Source organism: Bradyrhizobium sp. Kon56 (assembly GCF_055807635.1).
In genome coordinates this window covers 1-256 of sequence record NZ_JBVVOU010000513.1, presented here as the reverse complement: position 1 = coordinate 256, position 256 = coordinate 1, and the positions used below count along the sequence as shown (strand labels likewise).

Annotated in this window: 1 protein-coding gene; it reads right to left on the bottom strand. The window is 43.4% G+C overall.

Going from position 1 to position 256, the window contains the following annotated elements:
- A partial coding sequence (locus tag AC0L3B_RS39880; RefSeq protein ID WP_473383416.1) for a hypothetical protein occupies nt 1-256 on the bottom strand: 256 nt, incomplete at both ends.

Sequence of the window (256 nt, the reverse complement as noted above, 5' to 3'; positions counted from 1 at the left end):
CCTCCTCGGCTGAGCAATGGTTAAGAACGAAATGGATAGCTAGCTCAGGAATCCTTGCCAGCATAACGGGAGAAAAATGACTATCCCAATCTCGATACGCAACATAGGACACGACATAAACATCAAAAGGAAATGACTTACTGTTGATCTCGATTTGGATTTGCGACTGTGTTTCTCTTTGCCAGGACGTATAGAGCTTAAGCACTTGCTCTAAGTGAACATGTGGAAGTGAAAAGGACATGCGGCTTAAAAACTC